This window comes from Rhodobium orientis (genome assembly GCF_003258835.1).
In the GTDB taxonomy this organism is placed as follows: domain Bacteria; phylum Pseudomonadota; class Alphaproteobacteria; order Rhizobiales; family Rhodobiaceae; genus Rhodobium; species Rhodobium orientis.
Window position 1 is genome coordinate 1 of the sequence record NZ_NPEV01000231.1, and the last position, 238, is coordinate 238.

1 protein-coding gene is annotated in these 238 nt (G+C 52.5%); it reads left to right on the forward strand.

Annotated elements, in window-relative coordinates:
* On the forward strand, positions 1–238 hold a 238-nt coding region (locus CH339_RS25980), incomplete at both ends, for a metal ABC transporter permease (RefSeq protein WP_146610325.1).

A 238-nucleotide genomic window follows, 5' to 3' on the forward strand; every position in this document is an offset into this window, starting at 1 on the left:
TACCGCTGTCTTTTTATTTTACAAAGAGCTGCTCATCACCTCTTTCGACCCGACGATGGCGGCTGTCTACGGCTTGCCGAACCGGCTGATCCACTACTTTTTAATGACGCTTTTAACAATGGTCACGGTCGCATCGCTTCAGACCGTCGGCATCATCCTCGTCGTCGCGATGCTGATCACGCCTGCCGCAACCGCTTATCTATTGACGGACCGGCTGTGGGTGATGATCTATTTGTCC